General features: G+C 55.3%; 25 protein-coding genes. 10 read left to right on the forward strand and 15 right to left on the reverse strand.

The features are described 5' to 3' along the window. The 3 genes from secF to ACOKCT_RS15390 all read left to right on the forward strand — a co-directional run bounded on the left by secF (position 1) and on the right by ACOKCT_RS15390 (position 2,175). Positions 1 to 972, forward strand: coding sequence for a protein translocase subunit SecF (gene secF, locus ACOKCT_RS15380; protein ID WP_156653988.1), 972 nt, complete (start codon positions 1 to 3; stop codon positions 970 to 972). A 142-nt stretch (positions 973 to 1,114) separates the two neighbouring features. Continuing rightward, on the forward strand, positions 1,115 to 1,480 hold the full coding sequence (locus ACOKCT_RS15385; protein ID WP_156653989.1) for a VOC family protein: 366 nt from the start codon (positions 1,115 to 1,117) through the stop codon (positions 1,478 to 1,480). A 14-nt stretch (positions 1,481 to 1,494) separates the two neighbouring features. Further along, entirely contained in the window at positions 1,495 to 2,175 is a 681-nt protein-coding gene (locus ACOKCT_RS15390) for a helix-turn-helix transcriptional regulator (protein ID WP_156653990.1), read from the forward strand. A gap of 123 nt (positions 2,176 to 2,298) precedes the next feature. Here the strand turns inward: ACOKCT_RS15390 and ACOKCT_RS15395 are convergent, their stop codons facing one another. Next, entirely contained in the window at positions 2,299 to 3,183 is an 885-nt protein-coding gene (locus ACOKCT_RS15395; RefSeq protein ID WP_103178460.1) for a nucleoside-specific channel-forming protein Tsx, read from the reverse strand. Between the two features lie 261 nt (positions 3,184 to 3,444). Then, positions 3,445 to 3,984: a DUF3251 domain-containing protein gene (locus ACOKCT_RS15400; protein WP_103178461.1), complete on the reverse strand. Its 540-nt coding sequence runs from the start codon at positions 3,982 to 3,984 to the stop codon at positions 3,445 to 3,447. A 153-nt stretch (positions 3,985 to 4,137) separates the two neighbouring features. Between ACOKCT_RS15400 and nrdR the strand changes: the two genes are divergently transcribed. The 5 genes from nrdR to thiL all read left to right on the forward strand — a co-directional run bounded on the left by nrdR (position 4,138) and on the right by thiL (position 7,747). Further along, entirely contained in the window at positions 4,138 to 4,587 is a 450-nt protein-coding gene (gene nrdR / locus ACOKCT_RS15405; protein ID WP_103178462.1) for a transcriptional regulator NrdR, read from the forward strand. A 4-nt stretch (positions 4,588 to 4,591) separates the two neighbouring features. Beyond that, on the forward strand, positions 4,592 to 5,695 hold the full coding sequence (gene ribD / locus ACOKCT_RS15410) for a bifunctional diaminohydroxyphosphoribosylaminopyrimidine deaminase/5-amino-6-(5-phosphoribosylamino)uracil reductase RibD (RefSeq protein WP_420193637.1): 1,104 nt from the start codon (positions 4,592 to 4,594) through the stop codon (positions 5,693 to 5,695). Between the two features lie 90 nt (positions 5,696 to 5,785). Further along, positions 5,786 to 6,256 (forward strand): 6,7-dimethyl-8-ribityllumazine synthase, encoded by a 471-nt coding sequence (ribE, locus tag ACOKCT_RS15415; protein WP_039032362.1) that lies wholly within the window; start codon positions 5,786 to 5,788, stop codon positions 6,254 to 6,256. A 21-nt stretch (positions 6,257 to 6,277) separates the two neighbouring features. Then, positions 6,278 to 6,697: a transcription antitermination factor NusB gene (gene nusB, locus ACOKCT_RS15420; RefSeq protein WP_032616814.1), complete on the forward strand. Its 420-nt coding sequence runs from the start codon at positions 6,278 to 6,280 to the stop codon at positions 6,695 to 6,697. Positions 6,698 to 6,775: 78 nt separating this feature from the next. Next, positions 6,776 to 7,747 carry a thiamine-phosphate kinase gene (gene thiL / locus ACOKCT_RS15425; protein ID WP_103178464.1) on the forward strand — a complete coding sequence of 324 codons (972 nt, stop codon included), beginning with the start codon at positions 6,776 to 6,778 and terminating at the stop codon, positions 7,745 to 7,747. A gap of 62 nt (positions 7,748 to 7,809) precedes the next feature. Here the strand turns inward: thiL and ACOKCT_RS15430 are convergent, their stop codons facing one another. From ACOKCT_RS15430 to xseB, 4 genes are all read right to left on the reverse strand, one after another. After that, positions 7,810 to 8,784, reverse strand: coding sequence for an aldo/keto reductase (locus ACOKCT_RS15430; RefSeq protein ID WP_420193638.1), 975 nt, complete (start codon positions 8,782 to 8,784; stop codon positions 7,810 to 7,812). 65 nt (positions 8,785 to 8,849) lie between these two features. After that, entirely contained in the window at positions 8,850 to 10,712 is a 1,863-nt protein-coding gene (gene dxs / locus ACOKCT_RS15435; RefSeq protein ID WP_156653994.1) for a 1-deoxy-D-xylulose-5-phosphate synthase, read from the reverse strand. A 24-nt stretch (positions 10,713 to 10,736) separates the two neighbouring features. Next, positions 10,737 to 11,636: a (2E,6E)-farnesyl diphosphate synthase gene (gene ispA, locus ACOKCT_RS15440; RefSeq protein WP_263951277.1), complete on the reverse strand. Its 900-nt coding sequence runs from the start codon at positions 11,634 to 11,636 to the stop codon at positions 10,737 to 10,739. Further along, positions 11,637 to 11,879: an exodeoxyribonuclease VII small subunit gene (gene xseB, locus ACOKCT_RS15445; RefSeq protein ID WP_032616819.1), complete on the reverse strand. Its 243-nt coding sequence runs from the start codon at positions 11,877 to 11,879 to the stop codon at positions 11,637 to 11,639. Positions 11,880 to 12,072: 193 nt separating this feature from the next. Here xseB and thiI point away from each other — a divergent pair, with 193 nt between their 5' ends. Then, on the forward strand, positions 12,073 to 13,521 hold the full coding sequence (gene thiI / locus ACOKCT_RS15450) for a tRNA uracil 4-sulfurtransferase ThiI (protein ID WP_103178468.1): 1,449 nt from the start codon (positions 12,073 to 12,075) through the stop codon (positions 13,519 to 13,521). 83 nt (positions 13,522 to 13,604) lie between these two features. Here the strand turns inward: thiI and yajL are convergent, their stop codons facing one another. Together yajL and panE are read right to left on the reverse strand one after the other, a co-directional pair. Further along, positions 13,605 to 14,198, reverse strand: a complete 594-nt coding sequence (gene yajL / locus ACOKCT_RS15455) for a protein deglycase YajL (protein WP_103178469.1) — start codon at positions 14,196 to 14,198, stop codon at positions 13,605 to 13,607. Continuing rightward, positions 14,161 to 15,072 carry a 2-dehydropantoate 2-reductase gene (panE, locus tag ACOKCT_RS15460; RefSeq protein ID WP_263951275.1) on the reverse strand — a complete coding sequence of 304 codons (912 nt, stop codon included), beginning with the start codon at positions 15,070 to 15,072 and terminating at the stop codon, positions 14,161 to 14,163. Before panE ends, yajL begins: the two co-directional genes overlap by 38 nt. 129 nt (positions 15,073 to 15,201) lie before the next feature. On the opposite strand from panE, the gene ACOKCT_RS15465 reads away from it, so the two are divergent. Next, positions 15,202 to 15,693, forward strand: a complete 492-nt coding sequence (locus ACOKCT_RS15465; protein ID WP_103178471.1) for a YajQ family cyclic di-GMP-binding protein — start codon at positions 15,202 to 15,204, stop codon at positions 15,691 to 15,693. Positions 15,694 to 15,722: 29 nt separating this feature from the next. Here the strand turns inward: ACOKCT_RS15465 and ACOKCT_RS15470 are convergent, their stop codons facing one another. From ACOKCT_RS15470 to cyoA, 7 genes are all read right to left on the reverse strand, one after another. Then, positions 15,723 to 17,084: an MFS transporter gene (locus ACOKCT_RS15470; protein ID WP_103178472.1), complete on the reverse strand. Its 1,362-nt coding sequence runs from the start codon at positions 17,082 to 17,084 to the stop codon at positions 15,723 to 15,725. A gap of 226 nt (positions 17,085 to 17,310) precedes the next feature. Beyond that, positions 17,311 to 17,643 (reverse strand): hypothetical protein, encoded by a 333-nt coding sequence (locus tag ACOKCT_RS15475; RefSeq protein WP_103178473.1) that lies wholly within the window; start codon positions 17,641 to 17,643, stop codon positions 17,311 to 17,313. 242 nt (positions 17,644 to 17,885) lie between these two features. Continuing rightward, complete coding sequence (gene cyoE / locus ACOKCT_RS15480; protein ID WP_103178474.1) at positions 17,886 to 18,773, reverse strand: heme o synthase; 888 nt, start codon at positions 18,771 to 18,773, stop codon at positions 17,886 to 17,888. Positions 18,774 to 18,784: 11 nt separating this feature from the next. Next, a complete protein-coding gene (locus ACOKCT_RS15485) occupies positions 18,785 to 19,111 on the reverse strand; it encodes a cytochrome o ubiquinol oxidase subunit IV (protein WP_103178475.1) in 327 nt (108 codons plus the stop codon). Beyond that, complete coding sequence (locus tag ACOKCT_RS15490) at positions 19,111 to 19,725, reverse strand: cytochrome o ubiquinol oxidase subunit III (protein WP_103178476.1); 615 nt, start codon at positions 19,723 to 19,725, stop codon at positions 19,111 to 19,113. Before ACOKCT_RS15490 ends, ACOKCT_RS15485 begins: the two co-directional genes overlap by 1 nt. Continuing rightward, positions 19,715 to 21,706, reverse strand: a complete 1,992-nt coding sequence (gene cyoB / locus ACOKCT_RS15495; RefSeq protein WP_156653998.1) for a cytochrome o ubiquinol oxidase subunit I — start codon at positions 21,704 to 21,706, stop codon at positions 19,715 to 19,717. Before cyoB ends, ACOKCT_RS15490 begins: the two co-directional genes overlap by 11 nt. Positions 21,707 to 21,722: 16 nt before the next feature. After that, on the reverse strand, positions 21,723 to 22,670 hold the full coding sequence (gene cyoA, locus ACOKCT_RS15500; RefSeq protein WP_103178478.1) for a cytochrome o ubiquinol oxidase subunit II: 948 nt from the start codon (positions 22,668 to 22,670) through the stop codon (positions 21,723 to 21,725). Between the last annotated feature and the right edge of the window lie 101 nt (positions 22,671 to 22,771).

Below are 22,771 nucleotides of genomic sequence, written 5' to 3' on the forward strand. Positions count from 1 at the left end.
GTGGCACAGGAATATACTGTTGAACAATTGAACTACGGCCGTAAAGTCTGGGACTTTATGCGCTGGGACTACTGGGCCTTTGGCATTTCGGGTCTGCTGTTGGTTCTGTCCATCGCCATCATGGGCGTAAAAGGCTTTAACTGGGGGCTCGATTTCACCGGCGGTACGGTGATTGAAATCACCCTGGAAAAACCGGTCGATATGGACCAGATGCGCGAGTCGCTGCAGAAGGCGGGCTTTGAAGAGCCGCTGCTGCAGAACTTCGGCAGCAGCCGTGACATCATGGTGCGCATGCCGCCAGTGAAGGATGCCAACGGCAGCCAGGAGCTGGGCAGCAAAGTCGTACAGGTGATTAACGAATCGACCAGCCAGAATGCGACGGTAAAACGTATTGAATTCGTTGGCCCAAGCGTAGGCGCGGATCTGGCTCAGACCGGTGCGATGGCGCTGCTGGTGGCGCTGCTCTGTATCCTGACGTATGTCGGTTTCCGCTTCGAATGGCGTCTGGCTGCCGGGGTGGTTATCGCCCTGGCGCACGACGTGGTGATCACCATGGGCGTTCTGTCGCTGTTCCATATCGAGATTGACCTGACCATTGTGGCCTCGTTGATGTCGGTTATTGGCTACTCGCTGAACGACAGTATCGTGGTATCGGACCGTATCCGTGAAAACTTCCGTAAGATCCGTCGCGGTACGCCGTACGAAATCTTTAACGTGTCGTTGACCCAGACGCTGCACCGTACCTTGATCACCTCCGGGACCACCCTGATGGTGATCCTGATGCTCTATCTCTTCGGCGGTCCGATTCTGGAAGGCTTCTCGCTGACCATGCTGATCGGTGTCTCCATTGGTACAGCATCTTCTATCTACGTGGCGTCCGCTCTGGCGCTGAAGCTGGGCATGAAGCGCGAGCACCTGCTCCAGCAGAAGGTTGAGAAAGAAGGGGCGGATCAGCCGTCTATTCTGCCGTAAGGCCACGTTTATCGTGTTATCAAAATCCCGGTCTGTTGACCGGGATTTTTTTTGCCTGTTCCTGACAAACACTCCTGACAGTATGCTGTCAGGAGGCCTGTCGTAGACTCCTTCTGAACCCAAACAAGAGTCAGGAGGATGTATGAAAAGTGTGATTAACTGGTTTGAAATTCCGGTCGCAGATATGGATCGCGCCATCAAATTTTATGAGCCGGTAATGCAGGTTTCACTGAGGCGCGAGAAAATGGACTGCGCCGAGCTGGCGGTATTCCCGCATGAGGATCCGGCTACTGGCGGCGCGCTGGCAAAATTTGAGGGGATTATTCCCTCGGTGCAGGGAGCCATTATCTATCTGCATACTGACAATCTGACGGCCACGCTTGACCGCGTTGCCTCTGCCGGTGGCGAGTGCGTATTTGGCCCGCTGACGTTGCCGCGCGGTATTGGTACTATCGCTTTATTTACCGACAGCGAAGGTAATCGCGTCGGCCTTCATCAACCTGCCTGAGAGCGTAAGAAAAAATGACCCGACGCGCTGACCGTTTGTTTCAGATTGTGCAGATCCTGCGGGGAAGACGTCTGACAACGGCAGCGCATCTGGCGGAAAGAGTGGGCGTCTCTGAACGCACGGTCTACCGCGATATCCGCGATCTGTCGCTCTCCGGCGTGCCGGTGGAAGGCGAAGCGGGGAGCGGTTACCGGCTGATGTCGGGTTTTGACCTGCCACCGCTGATGCTCACCAACAAGGAGTCGGAGGCGCTGATGGTGGCGATCCGCCTGCTCAAAACCTGGGGCGGGGAGTCGCTGTCGCGCGAACTGGAGTCGGCCCAGGAGAAAGTGCTGGCGATCCTGCCGGAAGAGAGCCGTCGCAAGGCAGAGCAGACGCGGATCTACGCCCCGGATATTGCCATGCAGCACCACTCCCGCAGCGGGTTTGATCTTATTCATCAGGCGATATCCAGCCAGCGGGTGCTGGCGCTGCATTATCGTGATGAAGCCGGGCAGCTCTCTTCTCGCGAAGTGCAGCCGCTGGGGTTGTTCTTCTGGGGAGAGCACTGGTTGCTGGCGGCGTGGTGCGAGCGACGTGATGACTATCGTTGCTTCCGGCTCGACAGGTGTCTGAATATCACCATGACGGAGAGACGCTTTAGCGAAAGCGCGAACAGGTCGCTGGCCGATTTTTTACGGAAGGTGAAGCAATAAAAAAGCCAGCTTTTAAGCTGGCTTTTTTGCCGGGTGGCGGCTGCGCCTTACCCGGCCTACGGTTTGTGCCGTTAACATGTTTTGTAGGCCGGGTAAGCGAAGCGCCACCCGGCACAAATCATCTTAGAAATTGTAACCCACAACCAGGTAACCACCCCAGCCGGTAGAACGAACGCTGAAGTCACCGTCGCCGAAGTTCAGGCTTGCGTCGTCGTTCCACTGACCACCGTTGTGCCAGTAACGGGCAACAACAGAGTAGTGCCAGTGATCGTAGTTCAGCGCCAGGATGTGGCTGGAGGCGATAGAGTCGTTGGTGCGCGCCTTCTTCCCGTTCAGGTCACGGAAATCGTTGTCGCCCAGATCAGAACCCCAGTCAAAGTTGGTGAAGCCGATATAGCTCAGGTTACCGCCCCACAGCTGGGTGATTGGCACGAAGTATTTCACTTTGAAACGGTAGCCATCCCACTCGTTTTCGTTCGCTGCGCCGTAGTTCTGCCACTGATATTTGGCATAGACGTTCATGGAGAGGCTCATCGGCAGACCGGTGTCGATGTCAGTACCCAGACCCATGTACCAGGTGCTCTGACGGCCAGACTTGTTGCGACCCATGTCGTAGATGTAGTTGTTCGCGAAGTACCACTCTTTGAACGGACCAAACGCCAGGCTGGTGCCGGTCAGCTTGTCGATGGAGAAGCGCGGTTCGATCTCCATGAACAGTGGGGAACCGTGGTTCCAGATACCTTTTGCATCCGTGTTACCACCGAAGAATACCGGCGCATCCATGTAACCATAGAAATCAAACCACTCTTTCTTGGCAAACGCTTCGTATTCCAGGTAAGTATCGTTGCGGATCTGCGGTCCAAAACGGGTGTGATAGCTGCCGACGACGTTAACGCTCTGGTGCCACCAGTCGGAGACGTACTCTGGTTTATCGTTTTCCGCTGCCTGCACAGAGAACGTAGAAGAGAGCGCCAGGAGTGCACCGGCTGCGAGTAATGTTTTTTTCATAATAATGCCACTGATTTGAAATCCCTTGCGGGCGTGAAAAAGGCGCGAATTGCGTTTCTAAATATTTCGTGTTTCTGGGGGCCTATTATAGGAATCCTTGCTCACAAAAATATGTGTTGTTTCACAGATCTCTCACATACGTAATCGATTGCGTTCACGTTTGCGTATTTTTAACGGAGCGGATTGTAATAGCAAACATTTCTGTTGCCAATGTTTGTAACCAAAGAAGGGAGCGGAACGTGAACACGTTCCGCAGGGGGATTATTGCGCGACGGGCTGAATATCGTGGATGCGGATAAAGCCGAGCTGATCGGGCGTCATGCCGTTTAGCTGCAGCGGGATGTCAACATCGCTGGGTGCCAGCACACTGGCCGGAGCATTAATGAGCTGGGTCTGAACGTTCAGCTCCTGGAAGCTGTCGGTCGTGCCCTGAATCTGGCCCCACTCTACGGTGGCGCTAAATGCCGGCAGCGGATCGTTGGATTCGCCCTGGATGCGCAGCGTGGCCCGGGTGCCATCGGCATTAGGCGCAACATTCATCAGCGACATACGCAGCGTGCCGATCTGGCTGTTCAGCCGGGCAGGGGTGTTTGACCCTGGCAGCAGATAGACGCCGCTGGTCGATTTGGCGTTCAGCGCATTCTGCTGGGTGATTTTGACGGTTTCCTGGTTCAGCTTGTTCATGGTTGTGTTCAGCGAACTGATGCTCTGGTTCATCTGACGAACTTCGCTTTGCTGCGCGCAGGCGCTAAGGCTAAAGAGGCTTCCCACCAGCAGGATCCTCAGGTAACGTCTTGTCATGGCACTTATTTCCCTGAAATATCGGATTCTGCTAAGGGTAGTCAACGATGCAGGCGTTCGTATAGATCCTTTATCTCAAAAACGCTCCTTCTTTGTTGTGGAGCCAGTTCGGGGTAAAATAGAGTTCAGTTAACCCGATAGTCAGGACACCGTATGCATTGCCCATTCTGTCTCGCCGTGGATACCAAAGTAATCGACTCCCGACTCGTGGGAGAGGGCTCGTCCGTACGCCGCCGTCGGCAGTGCCTGGTGTGTAACGAACGTTTCACGACTTTTGAAGTGGCTGAGCTGGTGATGCCGCGTGTGGTGAAAAGTAACGACATCCGCGAACCGTTCAACGAAGAAAAACTGCGCAGCGGGATGCTCAAGGCACTGGAAAAACGGCCAGTGAGCGCAGACGACGTTGAAATGGCGCTTAATCACATCAAAACCCAGCTGCGCGCCACCGGCGAACGCGAAGTGCCAAGTAAAATGATCGGTAACCTGGTGATGGAGCAGCTCAAAAAGCTCGATAAAGTTGCCTATATCCGCTTTGCTTCCGTGTATCGCAGTTTCGAAGATATCAAAGAGTTCGGCGAAGAGATCGCCCGCCTACAGGATTAAGCCCATGCTGGATGAGATTTACATGGCGCGAGCGCTCAAGCTGGCGCAACGCGGGCGTTTTACCACCCATCCCAATCCAAATGTCGGCTGCGTCATGGTGAAGGATGGCGAGATCGTCGGGGAGGGTTTTCACTACCGTGCCGGGGAGCCCCATGCCGAAGTGCATGCCCTGCGCATGGCCGGCGAGAAGGCGCGGGGCGCAACCGCCTACGTCACGCTGGAGCCTTGTAGCCATCATGGCCGAACCCCGCCCTGCTGCGATGCCCTGATTGCCGCTGGCGTTTCACGGGTTGTGGCGGCGATGCAGGACCCTAATCCGCAGGTAGCCGGGCGCGGTCTGTACCGCCTTCAGGAGGCTGGGATTGAGGTCAGTCACGGCCTGATGATGAGTGAAGCCGAACGCCTGAATAAAGGTTTTCTCAAGCGGATGCGGACCGGTTTCCCTTACGTGCAGTTGAAACTTGGCGCGTCGCTGGATGGCCGCACGGCAATGGCCAGCGGTGAAAGCCAGTGGATCACCTCCCCACAGGCAAGGCGCGATGTGCAACGTCTGCGCGCGCAAAGCCATGCTATTCTCACCACGCATGCCACCGTGCTGGCCGACGATCCTGCGCTGACCGTGCGCTGGGATGAGTTAAACGCGGATACTCAGGCACTCTACCCGCAAGAGAATTTACGCCAGCCGCTGCGGATTGTGGTCGACCGGCAGAATCTTGTTACCCCTGAGCACCGCATTGTGCAGCAGCCAGGCGAGACCTGGTTTGCCCGCACCCAGGAAGATGACCGCAGCTGGCCGGAAGGCGTGCGCACCATTCTGGTGCCGGAGCATAAAGGACATCTCGATTTAGTGGTGCTGATGATGCTGTTGGGCAAACAGCAGATCAACAGCATCTGGGTCGAAGCTGGCCCGACGCTCGCCGGGGCGCTGTTGCAGGCGGGGCTGGTGGATGAGCTGATCGTCTATCTTGCGCCTAAACTGTTAGGCAACGACGCGCGCGGCCTGTGCGCCTTGCCAGGGCTGGAAAAACTGGCGGATGCACCGGCATTTAGCTTCAGCGAAATACGTCCGGTAGGGCCGGATGTCTGTCTTCACCTGACCACCGCGTAAGGCTTGCCTAAATAGGGAAGCAGTGCGCAAAATATTATGATAAAATCCGCCCCCCTGCGGGGCCACCAAATGAACCCGTTAAGGAAGAGTATGAACATTATTGAAGCAGCCGTTGCTACCCCGGACGCTCGCGTCGCCATCACCATTGCGCGTTTCAACAACTTCATCAATGACAGCCTGCTGGATGGCGCGATTGACGCCCTGAAACGTATCGGCCAGGTGAAAGACGAAAACATTACCGTTGTCTGGGTTCCGGGTGCTTACGAACTGCCACTGGCAGCGGGCGCACTGGCGAAAACCGGCAAATACGATGCGGTAATCGCACTGGGTACGGTGATTCGTGGCGGTACCGCGCACTTTGAATATGTTGCGGGTGGCGCAAGCAACGGTCTGGCGCACGTGGCGCAGGATGCAGAAATTCCTGTCGCGTTCGGCGTACTCACCACTGAAAGTATTGAACAAGCCATCGAACGTGCTGGCACCAAAGCCGGTAACAAAGGTGCAGAAGCTGCACTGACCGCGCTTGAAATGATCAATGTATTGAAAGCCATCAAGGCCTGATTTTTTTGTAAGGGGAATTCCGTGAAACCTGCTGCTCGTCGCCGCGCCCGTGAATGTGCCGTTCAGGCACTTTACTCCTGGCAGTTGTCGCAGAACGACATCGCTGATGTTGAATACCAGTTCCTGGCGGAACAAGACGTCAAAGACGTTGACGTCGTGTACTTCCGTGAACTGCTGTCGGGAGTGGCGACTAATAGCGCGTATCTCGACGGTCTGATGAAGCCGTACCTCTCCCGTCTGCTCGAAGAGCTGGGTCAGGTTGAAAAAGCGGTGCTGCGTATCGCACTGTTTGAGTTGTCTAAACGTGACGATGTGCCTTACAAAGTGGCCATCAACGAAGCGATCGAACTGGCGAAAACCTTCGGTGCTGAAGACAGCCACAAATTTGTGAATGGCGTGCTGGACAAAGCTGCACCTGCGATCCGTCCCCGTAAAAAGTGATCCGCAAGCCGGAGTGTCGTACTGCCTTTGGGTGGTGCGGGCTCCGGTTTTTTTATTTTCTTTGCTGAGGCATAACGTATGGCATGCGGCGAATTTTCCCTGATTGCCCGTTATTTTGACCGAGTCAGAAGCTCGCGTCGCGATGTGGAAACCGGCATCGGCGACGACTGTGCACTTCTCAATATTCCCGAAAAACAGACGCTGGCGATCAGCACCGACACCCTGGTGTGCGGTAACCATTTCCTGCCGGATATTGATCCTGCCGATCTGGCGTACAAAGCGCTGGCGGTAAACGTGAGCGATCTGGCGGCAATGGGGGCCGATCCCGCGTGGTTAACCCTGGCGCTGACCCTGCCAGAGGTCGATGAAAGCTGGCTCGAGGCCTTCAGCGATGCGCTGTTTGAGCAGCTTAACTACTACGATATGCAGCTGATCGGCGGCGACACGACTGCCGGGCCGCTGTCGATGACTCTGGCGATCCACGGTTACGTACCAGCAGGCCGCGCGCTGAAACGCGCTGGCGCGAAGCCGGGCGACTGGATTTATGTCACCGGTACGCCGGGTGACAGCGCGGCCGGGCTGGCGATTTTGCAGAAGCGCCTGATGGTGGAAAACGCCGATGACGCGGCCTATTTCGTGCAGCGCCATCTGCGCCCGACGCCGCGTATTCTGCACGGTCAGGCGCTGCGCGATCGCGCCAGTTCAGCTATCGATCTCTCCGATGGCCTGATCTCCGATCTCGGCCACATTCTGAAAGCCAGCGGCGTGGGCGCGCGGATCGACCTCGATCACTTCCCGCTCTCTGAGGCGATGCGCAGGCATGTGGAGCCAGAGCAGGCGCTGCGTTGGGCGCTCTCCGGCGGGGAAGATTACGAGCTGTGCTTTACCGTACCCGAGCTGAACCGCGGCACGCTGGATGTGGCGTTAGCCAATCTGGGGGCAGGGTTTACCTGTATCGGCCAGATTATGCCGGAGAGCGAAGGGCTGCAATTTGTGCAGAACGGCGAGCCGGTGACGCTCGACTGGAAAGGTTACGACCACTTCGCATAGTTCTGTGCGGCTTGTATTGCCGGGTGGCGCTGCGCTTACCCGGCCTACAAATGCGTTCACATCTATTTAAACCCCACCACCGGATGCTCCTTGTAAGGCGTCTCCAGCTCGGCAATCTGCTCCGGCGTCAGAGTGATGTCCACGGCGTTGATCAGCTCATCCAGCTGCTCTTCCCGCGAGGCACCGATAATCGGTGCGGCTACGCCCCGTTTGCTCAGCACCCATGCCAGCGCCACCTGAGCGCGCGTCACGCCAAGATCCTCGGCAACGCCCGTTAAGCGCTCGGCGATTTGCGCGTTGTTGGCCTCGGTTTCGTCATACAGCGTTTTGCCAAACTCGTCGGACACCGAGCGGGCAGTGGTTTCGCCCCACGGACGGGTTAAACGCCCGCGCGCCAGCGGACTCCACGGGATCACCGCCACGCCATGCTGGTAGCAGAGGGGCAGCATCTCCCGCTCCTCTTCGCGGTAGATAAGATTGTAGTGATCCTGCATGGTGACGAACGGTGCCCAGCTGTGCTGTTCCTGTAATGCCAGCGCGTCGGCAAACTGCGCGGCATGCATCGACGACGCGCCGATATAGCGCGCCTTACCTGCTCTGACCACGTCATTCAGCGCTTCCAGCGTCTCTTCAATCGGGGTGTTGTAATCCCAGCGGTGGATCTGCAGGAGATCGACATACTCCATATTCAGGCGGCGCAGGCTGTCATCAATGGAGCGCAGGATCTGCGCCCGGGAGAGGCCTTCCGGCAGATCGCCTACCTGATGGTAAACCTTGGTGGCGACCACTACCTCCTCGCGGCGGGCAAAATCGCGCAGCGCCCGGCCAACAATCTCTTCGCTGCTGCCGTCGGAGTAGCTGTTGGCGGTATCAAAGAAGTTAATGCCGCCTTCGAGGGCGTGTTTGATGATCGGACGGCTGCTCTCTTCCGGCAGCGTCCAGGCGTGTTTACCCCGGTCCGGTTCGCCAAAGGTCATGCAGCCCAGGCAAAGACGGGAAACCTTAAGATCCGTTTTTCCTAATGTATTGTATTGCATGGTTCCACTCCTGCTGTTTGCTTAAAACGTACCGTTAAGCATAGCAGGAGCGGAAAGGGGAGGGATTACGCCAGCCAGGCGGCGATGCGCGCTTCGATACCTGCGGCATCCAGGCCGATGTCGGCGCGCGCTTCGTCCTGGGTACCCTGCGGAATAAAGTGATCCGGCAGGCCGAGATTCAGAACAGGCACAACTTTACGCTTCGCCATCAGCACTTCGTTCACGCCGCTGCCCGCGCCGCCCATAATCGCATTCTCTTCGAGCGTGATCAGCGCTTCGTGCTCAGATGCCATCTCCAGGATCAGCGCCTCATCGAGCGGCTTCACAAAGCGCATATCCACCAGCGTCGCGTTAAGAGATTCCGCCACTTTTGCCGCTTCCGGCATCAGCGTACCGAAATTGAGGATCGCCAGCTTTTCACCGCGACGCTTAACCACGCCTTTACCAATCGGCAGTTTTGCCAGCGGCTCAAGGGTAACGCCAACCGCGTTACCGCGCGGATAACGCACGGCCGTTGGGCCATCCTGATAGTGATAGCCGGTGAACAGCATCTGACGACATTCGTTCTCGTCGCTCGGGGTCATCACCACCATATCCGGGATACAACGCAGATAGGAGAGATCGAACGCCCCCTGGTGCGTCTGGCCGTCGGCACCGACAATACCCGCGCGGTCAATGGCAAACAGCACCGGCAGTTTCTGGATCGCGACGTCGTGGATCACCTGATCGTAGGCGCGCTGCAGGAAGGTAGAGTAGATCGCCACCACCGGTTTGTAGCCGCCAATCGCCAGGCCCGCGGCAAAGGTCACCGCATGCTGCTCAGCGATGGCGACATCAAAATACTGGGTCGGGTATTTGCGGGAGAACTCGACCATCCCGGAGCCTTCGCGCATCGCCGGGGTCACGGCCATCAGCTTGCCGTCTTTGGCGGCGGTTTCACACAGCCAGTCACCGAAGATTTTTGAGTAGCTCGGCATGCCGCCGCTGCTTTTTGGCAGGCAGCCGCTGGTCGGATCGAATTTAGGTACCGCGTGGAAGGTGATGGGATCTTTTTCCGCCGGTTCATAGCCACGACCTTTTTTGGTCATGATATGCAGGAATTGCGGGCCTTTCAGGTCACGCATATTTTTCAGGGTGCTGACCAGGCCCAGAACGTCGTGACCATCCACCGGGCCGATGTAGTTAAAGCCCAGCTCTTCAAACAGCGTGCCGGGAACCACCATCCCTTTGATGTGCTCTTCGGTGCGACGCAGCAGCTCTTTAATGGGCGGCACGCCGGAGAGCACTTTTTTGCCGCCTTCACGCAGGGTGGAGTAGAGCTTGCCGGAGAGTAGATTCGCCAGGTGGTTGTTCAGCGCCCCGACGTTTTCAGAAATCGACATCTCGTTGTCGTTGAGGACAACCAGCATGTCTGGCTTGATATCACCCGCGTGATTCATCGCTTCAAAGGCCATCCCGGCGGTGATCGCGCCATCGCCAATGACGCAGACGGTGCGGCGCTGTTTGTTCTCTTTAGCCGCCGCGACCGCTACCCCGATCCCGGCAGAAATCGAGGTGGAAGAGTGACCGACGCTCAGCACGTCGTACTCGCTTTCGCCACGCCACGGGAACGGATGCAGGCCGCCTTTCTGGCGAATGGTGTCAATTTTATCGCGGCGGCCGGTGAGAATTTTGTGCGGATAAGCCTGATGACCCACGTCCCAGATCAGCTGATCGAAGGGCGTGTTATAGACATAATGCAGCGCCACGGTGAGCTCCACCGTGCCAAGCCCGGAGGCGAAATGGCCGCTGGAGCGGCTTACGCTGTCGAGCAGATAGCGACGCAGCTCGTCGCACAGCTTCGGCAGGCTCTCTTTCGGCAACAGACGTAACTCCTGGGTGGAGTCAACCAACGCCAGTGTCGGGTATTTGGCAATATCAAAACTCATCAGAGACTCATCGTGGTGTTTTCGTTATTTATCACGCTGGATTATATAGTCCGCTAGCGCTTCCAGTGCCGAGGTGTCCAGTGACTGCGCAGCCAGTTGATTCAGCGACTGGCGGGCGTCATCAATCAGGTCCCGGGCTTTTTGTCGGGCTTGCTCAAGGCCCAGAAGGGCGGGATAGGTACTTTTGCCAAGCTGCTGATCGGCACCCTGACGTTTACCCAATGTTGCAGTATCGCCCACGACATCCAGAATGTCATCCTGAACCTGGAACGCTAAACCGATACTCTCTGCGTAGCGATCCAGAATCGGCAGGGCTTCGCGTCCCCGCTCACCCGCGCTCAGCGCCCCCAGACGAACGGCGGCGCGAATCAGTGCCCCGGTCTTGTGACGATGAATGCGCTCCAGCTGTTCCAGATTAACCTGACGGCCTTCTGCCTCCAGATCCAGCGCCTGGCCGCCGCACATACCGGCAACCCCGCTGGCCCTCGCCAGCTCAGAAACCATCGCCAGCCGGTCGTGATCCGCCACTTCCACCATCAGTGCATCGCTCAGGATCGAAAACGCCAGCGTTTGCAGAGCATCGCCAGCCAGAATGGCATTCGCTTCGCCAAACTTAATATGGCAGGTCGGTTGGCCGCGGCGCAGATCGTCGTCGTCCATTGCCGGGAGATCGTCATGGATCAGCGAATAGGCATGAACACATTCGACCGCAGCGGCCGGGGCATCCAGCGTATCCAGGCTGATACCGAACATTCTGCCAGTGGCATAGACCAGAAAAGGACGCAGGCGCTTACCGCCTAACAGTGCGCCATAATGCATGGCCTCAACCAGTGGAGTGTTCTGAAAAGGCTGCGGTTCTATAAAACGGCGCAGTGCGTCGTTAGCACGCTCGACACACGCCTGAAGCTGGTTCGAAAAATCCATCTACTCGGCATCCGGGGTGAAGGGGGTGGTGGCTGCGTCTTCGTTATCGGAGAGCAGGATCTGCACGCGCTGTTCCGCCTGTTGCAGCTTTACCTGGCCCTGGCGCGCCAGCTGCACACCGCGTTCGAATTCATTAAGCGCCTCTTCTAACGGCAGATCGCCGCTTTCCAGACGGGTAACGATTTGCTCCAGTTCACTCAGCGCAGTTTCGAAACTGGCAGGTGCATCGTTTTTCTTCGGCATAGTGAATGTCTGACTCTCAGTTTTTTATCCCTGATATGGTATCGGACTCAGGGTAATTATCAAATAACGCGCAATGTGCACAGGAGGCGCCTGATGGTGGTATACTTGCGCGCCTGGAAGCAGCCTTCGGTTATAGGGGCTGCTGTACTTTTCCATTACAAGCTTAAATGCTTGCCAAAGAAACATTGCCGCCATGAAGTTTATCATTAAATTGTTCCCGGAAATCACCATCAAAAGCCAATCTGTGCGTTTGCGCTTTATTAAAATTTTAACCGGGAACATTCGTAACGTTCTGAAGCACTACGACGAAACCCTTGCCGTCGTGCGTCACTGGGATCATGTTGAAGTCCGCGCTAAAGATGAAAATAAGCGCCTGGACATTCGTGATGCCTTAACCCGCATCCCGGGGATCCACCATATTCTGGAAGTGGAAGATGTTCCGTTCACTTCCCTGCACGACATCTTCGAAAAAGCGCTGGCGCAGTATCGCGATCAGATCGAAGGCAAAACTTTCTGCGTGCGCGCCAAGCGTCGCGGTAAACATGAGTTTAGCTCGATTGAAGTAGAACGTTACGTGGGCGGCGGTCTGAATCAGCACGTTGAATCTGCGCGCGTGCGCCTGACCAACCCGGAAGTGACCGTGCATCTGGAAATCGAAAACGACCGTCTGCTGCTGATTAAAGGCCGCTATGAAGGGATTGGCGGTTTCCCTATTGGTACTCAGGAAGATGTGCTGTCGCTGATCTCCGGCGGTTTCGACTCCGGTGTCTCCAGCTATATGCTGATGCGTCGCGGCTGCCGCGTACACTACTGCTTCTTTAACCTTGGCGGCGCTGCCCATGAAATTGGCGTGCGTCAGGTTGCGCACTATCTCTGGAACCGCTTCGGCAGCTCCCACCGCGTCCGTTTTGTTGCCATTAACTTTGAACCTGTGGTGGGTGAAATCCTCGAAAAAGTGGACGACGGCCAGATGGGCGTGGTGCTGAAGCGTATGATGGTGCGTGCGGCCTCAAAAGTCGCTGAACGCTATGGCGTACAGGCGCTGGTGACCGGCGAAGCGCTGGGCCAGGTCTCCAGCCAGACTCTGACCAACCTGCGTCTTATCGACAATGTCTCCGACACGCTGATCCTGCGTCCGCTGATCTCTCACGACAAAGAGCACATCATCGATCTGGCGCGTGAGATCGGCACCGAAGACTTTGCCCGCACCATGCCAGAATACTGCGGCGTGATCTCAAAGAGCCCGACGGTCAAAGCGGTGAAGGCGAAGATCGAAGCGGAAGAGGAGAACTTCGACTTCTCCATTCTTGATAAAGTGGTGGAGGAAGCCTCTAACATCGATATCCGCGAAATCGCCCAGCAGACCGAGCAGGACGTCGTCGAAGTGGAGACCGTTAACGGTTTCGGCCCGGATGACGTACTGCTGGATATCCGCTCCGTTGATGAGCAGGATGCGAAGCCGTTTGAGCCGGAGGGAGTAGAAGTGGCCTCACTGCCGTTCTACAAGCTGAGCACCAAATTTGGCGATCTCGATAAGAGCAAAACCTATCTGCTGTGGTGCGAGCGCGGGGTGATGAGCCGTCTGCAGGCGCTCTATCTGCGCGAGCAGGGCTTTACCAATGTGAAGGTGTATCGCCCGTAGTGGTTGTGCCGGGTGGCGGCTACGCCTTACCCGGCCTGGTCGTGCTTTGTAGGCCCGGCAAGCGTAGCGCCGCCGGGCAATTTCTACGCTTCGTAATAATTATAAATTCCCGCCGCCATCACCAGCGATGAGGCCACTTCATACGCTTTTTCGCGCCCAACCAGCAGCTCAATAATCTTCAACGCAAAATCAATCGAGGTTCCTGGCCCCTGGCTGGTGAGCAGGTTGACGCGCGGATCCCAGACCATACGCTTATCCACCCATTGCTCTTCGGGGATCTTATCCTTCAGCGTCGGGAAACCGGTCATGTTGCCGATCGGGAAGATATTGTGCGGAACCAGCACCGTGGCCGCCGCCGCGCAAATAGCCGCGACGATCCGCCCGGAATGGTGGAACTGCCTGACCGTCTCGACCAGCAGCGGGCTGTCGCGGAAGCACTCGGCGCCTTTCAGGCCACCCGGCAGGACGATAACGTCGTAATCACCGTCGGCGACTTCCACCAGCGGTGCATCTGCCACGATTTTCACCCCACGGGAGCAGGTGATGACCAGGTTGCCATCGCTGGCGACACTTGCCGTTGTGACGCTAATCCCGGCGCGAACCAGCAGATCGATGGTGGTGACCGCTTCGGTCTCTTCGCTACCAGGGGCGAGGCATACCAGTGCCGACGCGCTCATACTCACTCTCCTTACGTTTAACCTGTTCATACAGCCGGACATTTTCTGGCACGCTGATACCGTGTGCCCGGGCGCGTTTTAGCAGGTAACCGGTAATATAGTCAATTTCAGTATGGCGCAGAGCGCGGATATCCTGCAGCATCGAGGAGATATTCTGCGCCGTACTCTCAATTACCTCTTCGACGTAATAGCGAATATCATCCATTGAGGTGTGAATGCCTTCCCGCTCCACCACGGCAGCCACCTCAGCGCACAGGGTTGCCACCTCCTCAGGGTGATGTTTAAGCTCGCCGTTCGGGCAATCCAGCAGGGCAGTCAGCGGATTGATCACGCAGTTTACCGCCAGCTTGCGCCACATCTGTGGACGAATGTTATCGTGCCAGGCGACATCCGGCAGCACCTGCTGAAAGCGATCCGCCAGATAGCTGTAGTCACCCTCCTGGTCACGTGCTGGGCCGATATGGGTCATGCCGCTGGCGACATGAACAATTACATTGCCATCCCGGCGGGCGGCATGGGTGGTGATTGCCATCAGCAGTGGCTGGTGGACGTGTCTGAGTTCTTCAATGGTGCCCATGCCGTTGTGTAGCAACATGATTGGGGAGGCGCGGGGGAGGGTGGTTGCCAGCGCCCGGACGGCATCGGAAACCTGCCAGGCTTTCAGGGTGACCAGTAGCAGATCGCTTTGCGCCAGAAAGTCAGGGTCGTTAGCGATCAGCGATTCGTTAAAGATACTTCCGTCTTCTTCAATTACGTTTACACTGCAATAGGGCTGTGGCACGCGCAGCCAGCCCTGTACTTCATGCCCATGTTTGCAAAGTGCGGTGAGCCAAAGTTGTCCCAATGCTCCGCATCCGAGCACGGTAATTTTCATCGTTCCTCCTCACCTGCAACTGCACCAGGTGTTTCAACATTTAGTATAGCGTCGACAACTAAGCTTCTGTTGAGTTATGCCCCGTAGCGGGTATTATGCAACGCAACAAAAGTGAAGGGAGAAGAAAAGATGCCATCTTTCGATATTGTTTCCGAAGTTGATATCCAGGAAGTACGTAACGGCGTGGACAACGCCAGCCGCGAGGTTGAGTCTCGCTTCGATTTTCGTGGCGTTGAGGCTTCATTTGAGCTGAATGACGCGAATAAGACAATTAAGGTGTTGAGCGAGTCTGACTTTCAGGTGAATCAGTTGCTCGATATTCTGCGCGCAAAACTGCTGAAGCGCGGCATCGAGGGGACATCCCTGGATGTGCCAGAAGATTTTGTTCACAGCGGTAAAACCTGGTTTGTTGAGGCCAAACTGAAGCAGGGCATTGAGAGCGCGGTTCAGAAGAAGATCGTTAAGCTCATCAAAGATAGCAAGCTGAAGGTACAGGCGCAGATTCAGGGCGAAGAGATTCGTGTAACCGGGAAATCCCGCGACGATCTGCAGAGCGTGATGGCGCTGGTACGCGGCGGCGATCTCGGCCAGCCGTTCCAGTTCAAGAACTTCCGCGATTAAGAAAATGCCCGGCTAAGCCGGGCATTTTTTCAGGCTTTCAGGGCCTGTTCAACTTCAAAGCGGTTTGTCACTTTACTGTCGATTTTGACATACAAACTGCGCTCCTCAGGTACCAGTAATACCTCACTGACTCCCTCTTTGGCTTCAAGGCGCTGTTTTAAGGCATCGCTGATATTCACATCAGACGGTATTTCCACCCGCAGGCTACTGACATACTTCGGTTCTTTCATGGTGCTGGCGACCAGCAGCCAGAGGGTTGCCAGCAGCGCACCCGCGAGGAAAACGGTTTGCGAATCAAACAGGCCATCAACCCAGCCGCCCAATGAACCGCCGATTGCCACGCCGATAAACTGGCTGGTGGAGTAGATCCCCATTGCCGTGCCTTTATAGCCTGCCGGCGACTCTTTACTGATCAAGGACGGCAGCAGGGCTTCCATCAGGTTGAACGCAAGGAAGAACAGCTGCACCCCGGCAACCAGCTCCCAGAAGTGCGGGCCTGAGCCCCACAACACAATTTCCGCAATCAACAACAGAGCGACGCAGGTGATGAAGACGCGCTTCATCCGGCGCTTCACTTCGGCATAAATAATAAATGGCACCACGGAGACAAACGAGATGAGCATGGTCACCAGGTAGATTTTCCAGTGCTCGGCCGCAGGAAAACCCGCTGCGGCAAGCTGGCCGGGCAGGGCGACGAAGGTAGACATCAACAAAATGTGCAGGCACATAATGCCAAAGTTGAGCTTCAGCAGGCGCGGCTCAACCAGTACTTTGCTGAAGCAGCCTTTCACCATTCCAGACTCGCGGTTCAGCACATGATTTTTGCTGTCCGGCACTACCCATATCGTCAGGGCGATACCCAGCGTCGCCAGCACGGCAATCATCCAGAACAAGGCGTGTAACCCAAGTGCATGCGTGATAATCGGACCCAGTACCATGGCGATGGCGAAGGTCACGCCGAAGCTGACGCCAATAAAGGCCATCGCTTTGGTGCGGTTCTGTTCACGGGTCAGATCGGAAAGCAGCGCCATCACGGCGGCGGCAATGGCACCGGAGCCCTGCAACGCGCGACCGAGAATAATGCCCCAGATAGAGTGGGAGAGGGCGGCAATCACGCTACCGGCGACAAACACCAGCAGCCCGCCGACGATTAACGGTTTACGGCCGACGCGATCGGAAAGCAGGCCAAAGGGGATCTGAAATATGGCCTGCGCCAGGCCATAAATGCCGATGGCAAGGCCAATCAGCGCCTCACTTGCGCCCTGTAACGCCATACCGTATGTCGTCAGGACCGGCAGGACCATGAACATGCCGAGCATGCGCAGTGAAAAAACTGTCCCCAACCCCCAGGTCGCGCGTAGCTCGCCTGGCGTCATTTTATAATCGTTCATTACCACCTCTGTCTAAAAAGCGCGTCCAGTGTAGTGCGAGCGAGCGTGCGGGTAAACAGAGCGATGGTGAGCAAATATAAATTACATGAATGATCTGTGCTATTAAGTAGAAAACAGGGTAAACGAAAGGGGAGGGGATAGGGTGTTTGCTGGATTCGGCGACTTACGTTAATTAATGATGAACCAGAAACAGGTTGAATAACCTGTTTCTGGTACGGTGCCTGTTTTACGCGTTGGCTTTTGCGAGGAAATTATTCCAGTCGCTGGCCGCGTTATTAACGAAGGTTGACCAGCTATTTCCTGCTGTTGAGACAAAACCGTTCCAGTTATTTGAACCGGTATCAACAAAAGTTTGCCAGTTAGAATTTCCCAGCACGAATGAGCCAAAAGCGATAGCGCTGTCTACCACGAAGTCAGCAAAGGCGGCACCTGCGGTGCTAACGAAAGAGCCAAAGCCGACCCCGGAGTTACAGACAAACTGGGTGAAGCCGGTCGCAGCACCGAACAGATTAAAACCACCTGAGACATAGTGCATTTCATTTAGTGATAATTCTTTCACTTTTATTTCCTTATTAAATGAAAAAGAAGGTGAGCTAAATACTCACGGCGAGAGAGTACCACCAGATAATAACAATGCGACAGACAAAATGTAGCGAAAGGAGTTATATGTTCTTTTTTTAGCTTGATTAATATATTAAGGTGATCTGTCGTGCTGAAATAATTAATTTTTGATATGACATTAAAAAAAACAGCCCGCGACCATTACGGTGGCGGGCTGTTGAGTGACGCTGTCAGGCAAGCTTACCAGACGTAAGTCAGCAGGCTATGTGAGTCCGGGACCATAAAATCTACAGACATCATGACGCTCAGCGCGGTAATAGCGATGATCGAGAAGCCGAACAGCTTACGCGCCCAGACTTTATCATCTTCAACTTTATATCCGCGCAGCGCCATGCCGAGCCACCAGACGCTGACCGCTGCAGCCACCACCAGATATTTATATCCGGCGTAACCGCCCAGTGAAAGCATCAGCGTAGCCACCGCAAAAGCGATGATGTAGAGGGTGATATGGTTCTTGGCGACAGAGATGCCTTTCACCACCGGCAGGACCGGGATGTTCGCTGCCTGATAATCCTTAAAGCGGAAAATCGCAATGGCGTAGGAGTGCGGCATCTGCCACAGGCTAAAGATAGCCAGCAGGATGAGCGCACCGCTGTCGAACTCGTTGGTGACTGCGCAGTAGCCAATCACCGGCGGCGCAGCGCCGGAGAGAGAACCAATCAACGTACCGTAGACGGAGTGACGCTTCATATACAGGCTGTAGACGCCCACATAAACCACGAAACCCATTACCCCCAGCCAGCAGGCCAGAGGGTTGGCACCGAACCACAGCAGCATAAAGCCAGCAATACCCAGCAAGGTGGCGTACACCAGCGAGACGGCAGGAGACATCAGGCCTTTTACCAGCACCCGATTTTTCGTCCTTTCCATCTTCCTGTCGATATCCATGTCGATGTAGTTGTTAAATACACAACCGGACGCAACCACCAGTGACACCCCAATCAGCGTGGAGATAAAGAGGGCGTAATCGATGCTGCCTTTAGAAGCCAGCAGGAACCCTCCGATCACCGAGATCAGGTTGCCAAAGATGATGCCTGGTTTTGTTACTTGCAGGTATTGCTTAAACATACTCGCCGCTCTTAGTGAACCATCATGTTGTAGTTGAGGTTCCACATAATCCAGATGGATCCGACTACCAGGATTGCGATGATAATCACGGTAAAGATGAATGCTGTCATATTCCAGCCTTCATCAGACTTGGTGTTCATGTGCAGGAAGCAAACCAGATGCACCAGAATCTGCACTACCGCGGTAACCAGGATGGTACCCAGAATTGCCGCGTGAGAAGCAGTACCGCTCATCACCATCCAGAACGGAATGACCGTCAGGATGATCGACAGGATAAACCCTGTCATGTAGGTCTTTACGCTGCCGTGGGAAGCGCCATGATCGTTAGAATGACTCATTACATCGCCCCCATCAGATAGACTACAGAGAACACACAGATCCAAACCACATCCAGGAAGTGCCAGAACAGGCTCAGGCACATAATACGGGTGCGGTTAGTGCTGGTCAGGCCGCGACGGGAAATCTGGAACATCAGCACTGCCATCCAGATCAGACCGGAAGTCACGTGCAGACCGTGGGTACCGACCAGCGCGAAGAACGCTGACAGGAAGCCACTGCGATCCGGGCCGAAGCCTTCCATGATCAGGTGATGGAATTCATAGATTTCCATCCCGATAAATCCAGCACCAAACAACCAGGTCAACGCCAGCCAGGAGACAACCTGGCTCTTGTTGTTTTTGTACATGGCGATAGCCGCCATGCCGTAGGTGATGGAGCTGAACAGCAGCAGGGCAGTTTCAACCAGAACGAACGGCAGCTCAAAAATGTCCTTACCGGTCGGGCCGCCCGCTGTGCCGTTCACCAGAACGGCATAGGTCGCGAACAGACAGCAGAACAGAATGCAGTCGCTCATCAGGTAGATCCAGAAGCCGAAAACTTTCGTCGGCCCTGTATCGTGGTGCGCGTGGTCATGCGCGTGGGCAGTTGAGTGCGTCAAAGTATCAGTTGCCATTTTTCAGCCCCGCTTTAGAAATCTCATCGAAATGCTGGTTTTCCAGTTTTTCGACTTCACGGACTGGTACGTAGTAGTCCACGTCCTCGTCAAAGCTCTTCACAATCCAGCTAATTACGACGCCGGCAAAGCCAACAATCGCCAACCACCAGATGTGCCAGATCATTGCGAAACCAAATACCGTAGTGAATGCGGCGATGACAATGCCCGCACCGCTGTTTTTCGGCATGTGGATCTCTTCGTAATGCGTAGGTTGCTTGTACGCTTCGCCTTTTTCTTTCATTTCCCAGAATGCGTCACGCTCATGAATGTGCGGCACAACGGCAAAGTTATAGAACGGCGGTGGAGAAGAGGTCGCCCACTCCAGCGTACGGCCACCCCATGGGTCACCGGTCAGGTCGCGGTTCAGGTTACGGTCACGGATAGAGACGTAGTACTGAATCAGCTGACATGCGATACCGCAGGCAATCAGCGCCGCGCCGCCCGCTGCAATCAGCAGCATTGGGTGGAACTGCGGATCGATCTGCTGGCTCAGACGACGGGTCATACCCATGAAGCCCAGCACGTACAGCGGCATAAATGCCACGAAGAAGCCGATAATCCAGAACCAGAACGCGCGTTTACCCCAGGTTTCGTTCAGCGTGAAGCCGAACGCTTTTGGCCACCAGTAGGTTACGCCAGCGAAGCAACCGAAGACGACGCCGCCGATGATAACGTTGTGGAAGTGCGCGATCAGGAACAGGCTGTTGTGCAGAACGAAGTCAGCACCTGGAACAGCCAGCAGTACACCGGTCATCCCACCGACGGAGAAGGTCACGATGAAGCCGATGGTCCACAGCATTGCTGAGTGGAACTGGATACGGCCCTGGTACATGGTGAACAGCCAGTTGAAGATCTTAACCCCGGTAGGGATTGCGATAATCATGGTCGTAATACCGAAGAAGGCGTTTACGTTCGCGCCCGCACCCATGGTGAAGAAGTGGTGCAGCCAGACGATGAACGACAGAACGGTAATACATACGGTTGCCCACACCAGCGAGGTGTAACCAAACAGACGTTTACGCGAGAAGGTCGCCGCGATTTCGGAGAAGACACCGAACACCGGCAGAACCAGGATGTACACTTCCGGGTGACCCCAGGCCCAAATCAGGTTGATGTACATCATCATGTTGCCACCCATATCGTTGGTAAAGAAATGGGTACCCAGATAGCGATCCAGGGTCAGCAGCGCGATGGTGACGGTCAGAATTGGGAAAGAGGCGATAATCAGGACGTTGGCGCACAGAGATGCCCAGGTAAATACCGGCATCTTGAACATCGTCATGCCTGGGGCACGCATCTTCAGGATGGTCACGAAGAAGTTAATACCGGTCAGGGTAGTACCGATACCGGAGAGCTGCAGCGCCCAAATCCAGTAGTCAACACCTACGCCAGGACTGTATTCAATTCCCGATAGCGGCGGATAGGCCAGCCAACCGGTCTGCGCGAACTCACCCACGCCCAGAGAGAGGTTAACCAGAATCACACCGACAACCGTGAACCAGAAGCTCAGGTTGTTCAGGAACGGGAACGCAACGTCGCGCGCACCGATCTGCAGCGGCACAACTACGTTCATCAGACCGATAACCAGCGGCATCGCCACGAAGAAGATCATGATAACGCCGTGGGCGGTAAAGATCTGATCGTAGTGGTGCGGTGGCAGGAAGCCTGCTTCACCCGCCGAGGCGAGCGCCTGCTGGCTACGCATCATGATCGCATCCGCAAAGCCACGAATTAACATGACGATACCGACGATGCAGTACATGATGCCGAGTTTTTTGTGGTCAACCGAAGTCAGCCACTCATTCCACAGGTAGCTCCACTTACCGAAGTAAGTGATCAGGCCAACTAAGGCCGCGCCACCAATGATAATTGCAGCAATCGTAACCATGATAATGGGTTCATGGTACGGCACTGCATCCAGTGTCAATTTTCCGAACATTTTCTTCCTCGGCCCCTTAGTGAGCGGTTTCCGCGTGGCTCATGTCCATGCCTTCCATACCTTCGTGCGAGGTGTGCTCGCCTTCAGGCTGGGTCACGTCCATGCTCTTGCCATGTCCCATAAATTTGCCAATGACATCTTTGAACAAATTCGGTTTCACGTTAGAGAAGTACTCCACTTTGTTGTATTCGCTAGGCGTTGCCACTTTTTCGAACGCAGCCATGTCAGACATGGTGTTCGGGGACTGTTTCGCTTTAGCGACCCACTGGTCGAAAGCGGCACGGTCAGGTGTGGCAATGGCTTTGAACTTCATACCAGAGAAGCCCGGACCACTGTAGCTGGCGGAGATACCGTCATAGGTGCCTGCTTCGTTGGCAATCAGGTGCAGGTTAGTCTGCATACCGGCCATCGCGTAAATCTGGCTGCCCAGACGCGGAATAAAGAAGGAGTTCATCACGGAGTTAGAGGTCACTTTGAACTCTACCGGAGTGTTCGCCGGGAAGGCGATTTCATTCACGGTAGCAATGCCCTGTTCCGGGTAGATGAAGAACCATTTCCAGTCCATGGAGACCACTTCAATGGTGATAGGTTTCTCATCGTGAACCAGCGGTTTGCTCGGCTCGAGCGAGTGAGTGGTTTTCCAGGTCAGCACGGCAAGGAACAGGATGATCAGGATAGGCACCGTCCAGACCACAGCTTCCACTTTATTGGAGTGTGACCAGTTAGGGCTATACTTCGCATCTTTGTTGCTCGCACGATACTTCCAGGCAAAACCAATAGCCATCAAAATGGCAGGAATAACGACGATCATCATCAGGCCGAAAGCCGTCAGAATCAGGGAACGTTGTTCCAGTCCAATCTGTCCTTTGGGGTCCAGAAGCGCAGAATCACAGCCACTGAGTAATACAGTGCCTGCAATTAACGACAACCAGCCCAAACCTTTATTGTATTTCCTAAGTGTCATTTAACGACCTCAATTCCACGGGGACCTTGGTGGCGTTTAAAGTGTGGGGGCATTTTACGGGAAGGTTACATTACTGTAAACATGATTAGGACTGTGTCAGT

The organism is Leclercia sp. M-A074-M (assembly GCF_965195605.1).
Lineage (GTDB): Bacteria > Pseudomonadota > Gammaproteobacteria > Enterobacterales > Enterobacteriaceae > Enterobacter.